Source organism: Streptomyces hainanensis, from assembly GCF_004348415.1.
GTDB lineage: Bacteria > Actinomycetota > Actinomycetes > Streptomycetales > Streptomycetaceae > Streptomyces > Streptomyces hainanensis.
Map to the genome: position 1 here is coordinate 1 of NZ_SMKI01000556.1, position 4,629 is coordinate 4,629.

Consider the following 4,629-nt stretch of genomic DNA (forward strand, 5'->3'; position numbering starts at 1 on the left):
CTGTGGGCCCTGGCCCGACCCGCCCCCGGCGGTCGGGTCGACGCGTGATCGTCCGATCGACGAGGATGAGGCCATGCGGGAACCAGAAGAGCGCCCGGAGCGCGTCGCCGTCACCGGGTCGTCCGGGCTGATCGGCTCGGCGCTGGTCGCCGCGCTGCGCGCCGACGGGGTCGACGTCGTCCGGCTGGTGCGGCGGCCGCCGCGCACGGCGGACGAGGAGCGCTGGGATCCGTCGGGTCAGGAGCCCGAGGTCAACCGGGTGGCGCTCGACGGCTGCACGGCCGTCGTCCACCTCGCCGGCGCCGGCGTCGCCGACCACCGCTGGACCGACCGCTACAAGGCGGAGCTCCGCGACAGCCGGGTCGTCGGAACGGCGTCCCTGGCCCACGCGATCGCCTCGCTCGACCGGCCGCCGCGCGTCCTGGTCGCCGGCAGCGCCATCGGCTACTACGGCTACACCGGCGACCGCCCGGTGGACGAGCACGAGCCGGCGGGCACCGGCTTCCTCGCCGACCTCTCGGTGGCCTGGGAGGCGGCGGCCGAGCCGGCGGAGCGGGCCGGGGTGCGCGTCGCGTTCGCCCGGACCGGCCTGGTGGTGGCCCGCTCCGGCGGGGCGTGGGGGCGGCTGTTCCCGATCTTCCGGGCCGGGATCGGCGGCCGGCTCGGCAGCGGCCGGCAGTACTGGAGCGCCATCTCGCTCCACGACCACGTGGCCGCCCTCCGCTTCCTGCTCGACGACCTCCCCGGGCTCTCGGGCCCGGTCAACCTCACCGGCCCCGAGCCGCTGACCAACCGCGAGGTGACGCGGGTGATGGGCCGGGTGCTGCACCGGCCGACGCTGTGCGCGGTGCCGGCGCCCGCGCTGCGCCTGGTGCTCGGCGAGTTCGCGCAGGACGTCCTCGGCAGCCAGCGGGTGGTGCCGCGCCGGCTGCTCGACGCCGGCTTCGCCTTCGCCCACCCGACCGTCGAGGAGCAGGTCAGGGCCGCCGTGGCGGGTTCCTGAACCGTCCGGGCCCTCCGGGACCTTCCCTCGGCTCCCCCGCGACTCCCTCCGCGACTCCCCCGTGACTTCCCCGCCGACAGATCGGCGACAGATCGGCGACAGCCGTCCGCGCGAGGGTGGACGTGCGGCGGCGATCGTCGCCGAAGCAGTCGACGCAAGGGAGAACACCGTGGCCGAGGTCCAGGAAGAGACCGTCACGACCGTGCGGCCCGAGGAGGAGGCCGCTCCGCGGGCCATCGAGATCCGGCTGCTCGACAGGATCGAGACGATCCAGAACAAGGCCGTCTCGCGCTGAACCGAGCGCTGAACCGGACGCTGAACCGCGCGTTGAACCGCGCGTTGAACCACGGTTCGGCCAGCCCGTGTCACCTCACGAGGGGTGGGCCGGCGAGAGGCGTGACCTCCTCTCGCCGGCCCGTGGGACACCAGGCCCGCAGGTCACCAGGGAGGGTGCCGCAGTGCGACGTCCACGAGTGAAGGTCGAGCATCTTCCCCACCGGCACACGGAGGGACTGGTGCGGATCGGCGGTGACGTCTACGGGCTGGCCGCCGAGATCAGGGACCCGCACGGCTGGGTCTGGGCGGCGCTCGCCCTGCTGGACGGGGAGCACTCCCCCGCCGGCGTCATACGGCGGCTGTGCGAGGACTTCCCCGAGCTCTCCCCCCGGACCGCCGCCGGCCTGGTCGCCGAGCTGATCGACTCCGGGTACGTCGAGGACGCGGCTGACCAGTCGACACCGGAGGGGCTGAGCGTCGCCGAGGCCGAACGGTACGGCAGGAACCAGGCGTTCTTCCGCCGGGTCGACCTGCGGCCGCGGCCGGGCCGGTGGGACGCCCAACTCCGGCTCAGGAACGCCCGGGTGCTGGTCCTCGGCCTCGGCGGCACCGGAAGCCACGCCGCCTGGGCGCTCGCGGCGGCCGGCACCGGCCGGCTGCACTGTGTGGACGCCGACGTGGTCGAACTGACCAATCTGACCCGGCAGGCGCTCTACACGGAGGCCGACCTCGGCCGGCCCAAGGTGACGGCCGCCGCGAGCGCGCTGCGGGCGGTGAACTCGGAGGTCACCGTCACCACGGAACGGCGGATGGTGCACACCGCGGCGGAACTGACGGAGCTGCTGGCCGGCTTCGACGTACTGGCCATGTGCGCGGACGAGTCGCCGGTCGAGGACGTCAACATCATGGCCAGCCGGGCCTGCGTCGCGGCCGGGGTGCCCTGGGTGGGCGGCGGGTACAACGGGCCGCTGGTCTCCGTGGGCACCTACGCGCCCGAAGGGCCCTGCTACGAGTGCGTGGCGGCCGGCGAGGAGGCCAGGGTCGCGCCGGGCCAACCGATGCCGGTGATCGGGGGGCACGGGGTGATCGCGCCCTCGGCGGCGATCTCCGGCCAGTTGGTGGCGTACGAGATCATCTCGCTGCTGACCGACACGGCCAGGCAGCCACCCGGCTACGTCAGGGGCGTCAACCTGATCGCCCCCGACCACCTGGTGTACGTGCGGCATCCGGCGCGCGAGGGGTGCGAGCTGTGCGGGCCGGGCCGTGCCGGTGGCTGACGGTGGGTGACGGCGTGTCGAGGGTGGTCTTCCATCCGCTGGGTTTCCGCGCGGACGGCGCGGAGTGGATCGTCGGGCGGCGGGACGCGGGGAGCTACGTGGCGGTGCCGGACGCGGGCGTGCGCGCCATCCGCGCGCTGGAGTCCGGCGCGACCGTGCGGGACACCAGGGCGCGGATCCGTGCCGAGACCGGTCAGGACCTCGATGTCGCCGGATTCGTGCGGACGTTGGCCGGGCTCGGCATGGTCGCGTCGATCGACGGCCGGACCCAGCCGGGGCCCGAGCCGGTGGCGTCGAGCCTTCCCCGGGTCACGCCCCGCCAGGTGCGGTGGACGCTGAGCCCGCTGCTGCACGGCGCGCTGCTGGCGCTGGCGCTCTGCGGCGTCGCGGTCGCGGTGTTCAGGCCGGCGGCGGTGCCCCGGCTCGGTGACCTCCTGTGGGCCGAACACGGCACGGTCGTGCTGCTCACCCAGGCCGCGCTGACGTGGCTGCTGATCTTCCTGCACGAGCTGGCGCACCTGCTGACGGCGCGGGCCGCCGGGGTGCCCGGGCAGATCCGGCTCGGCACCCGGCTGCACTTCCTGGTGGCGCAGACCGAGGTCTCCGGGATCTGGCTGGCGGACCGCCGCACGCGGCTGACGGTCTATCTGGCGGGCATCGTCCTCGACCTGGCGATCTGCGGGGCCGGCCTGACGGCCATGGCGCTGTGGGGCGGCATTCCCGTGCTGACGGTGCTGGTCCTCGCCGCGCTGTTCGGCACGGCGAGCCAGCTGATGGTGTTCATGCGCACCGACCTCTACTTCGTCCTCCAGGACCTGACGGGGTGCCGCAACATGTTCGGCGACGCGATCGGTCACCTGCGCTTCCTCGCCGCCCGGCTGGTCCGCCGCCCGGCCCGCGACCCGCTGGCCGGGCTGCCCGGGCGGGAGCGGCGTGCGCTGCGCTGGTACGCGGTGCTGCTCGTCGGGGGCTCGGGCACGGCCCTGGTGCTCGGCGTGAACATCCTGACGCAGGTGACGTGGCCGCTGTTGCGTCGTTCGCTCACGGCGGTGGTCGAGCCCACCGACTGGGTGACGGCGCTGGACGCGGCGACGACCATCGCGGTGGTGGGCGGCCTGCAGTGCCTGTGGGCGTGGGCCTGGTGGCGGCGGCACGGGCCGCGGGTGCGGCGCCTGCTGTCGCGCCGGCGCACCCCGGCACTGTGACCGGCGCGCGGGCGGGCGCGGCGTGCATGGCGTGGCCATGCGCGGGCCATGCGGGCGTGCTCCACAGTACCGACCGGTCCGTTCGACGATTGGCTGGTGCGATGGAGATCCGACTGCTCGGCTCGGTGCGGCTGCGGGTGCCGGGAACGCAAGTGGACCTGGCCTCGGAGCGGGTGCGTTCGCTGCTGGCCGCGCTGGCGTGGCGCGCCGACGAGTTCGTCTCCGACGAGTTGGTGATCGACCAGATCTGGGGCGGTGAGCTGCCCCGGCACCCCAGGGCGGCGTTGTACACCTGCGCCACCCGGCTCCGGCGGGCACTGCCGGCCGGCCACTCCCTGGTGCTGCGGCGGCGCGGCGGCTACCTGCTCGCCGTCGACCCCGCGGCCGTCGACCTGCACCGCTTCCGTCGTCTGGTGGCCCAGGCGCGGGACGCGGTGCGGGGGCGGGACGAGCCGGTCGCGCTCGCCCTGTTCGACCGGGCACTGGCGCTGTGGGACGACCGGCCGCTGTCCGATCTGACCACGGCGTGGGCGGCGAGCGCCCGGGTGACGCTGGAACGGGAGCTGCTGACCGCGAGGATCGGCCGCGCCGAGCTCGGCCTGCGGCTGGCACGGCACGCGGAGGAGATCCCGTTCCTGCACCAGCTCGCGGAGCAGCACCCGCTGGACGAGACGATCGCGGGCATGCTGATGCTGGCGCTCCACCGCAGCGGGCGGCAGGGCGAGGCGCTGGCGTCGTACGACGGGATCCGCCGGCGCCTGGTGGATCAGCTCGGGGACGAACCCGGGCCGGCGCTGCGCGAGTTGCACGCCCGGATCCTGCGCCGGGACGCGGACCCGGCCGGGGTGGGGCCGGCCGGTCAGCCGAG

5 protein-coding genes are annotated in these 4,629 nt (G+C 74.9%); all 5 read left to right on the plus strand.

Annotated elements, in window-relative coordinates; genetic code table 11:
- The first annotated feature begins 73 nt into the window (after positions 1-73).
- A complete protein-coding gene (locus E1283_RS32335) occupies positions 74-1,003 on the plus strand; it encodes a TIGR01777 family oxidoreductase (protein WP_132821724.1) in 930 nt (309 codons plus the stop codon).
- A gap of 169 nt (positions 1,004-1,172) precedes the next feature.
- Positions 1,173-1,298 (plus strand): hypothetical protein, encoded by a 126-nt coding sequence (locus tag E1283_RS39590; RefSeq protein ID WP_279571309.1) that lies wholly within the window; start codon positions 1,173-1,175, stop codon positions 1,296-1,298.
- Between the two features lie 163 nt (positions 1,299-1,461).
- Positions 1,462-2,556, plus strand: a complete 1,095-nt coding sequence (locus tag E1283_RS32340; RefSeq protein ID WP_132821725.1) for a HesA/MoeB/ThiF family protein — start codon at positions 1,462-1,464, stop codon at positions 2,554-2,556.
- 14 nt (positions 2,557-2,570) lie between these two features.
- Positions 2,571-3,761 (plus strand): hypothetical protein, encoded by a 1,191-nt coding sequence (locus E1283_RS32345; RefSeq protein ID WP_243745256.1) that lies wholly within the window; start codon positions 2,571-2,573, stop codon positions 3,759-3,761.
- A 101-nt stretch (positions 3,762-3,862) separates the two neighbouring features.
- Positions 3,863-4,629 (plus strand): AfsR/SARP family transcriptional regulator (locus tag E1283_RS32350; RefSeq protein WP_132821726.1); only part of this gene is annotated, 767 nt, incomplete at its 3' end.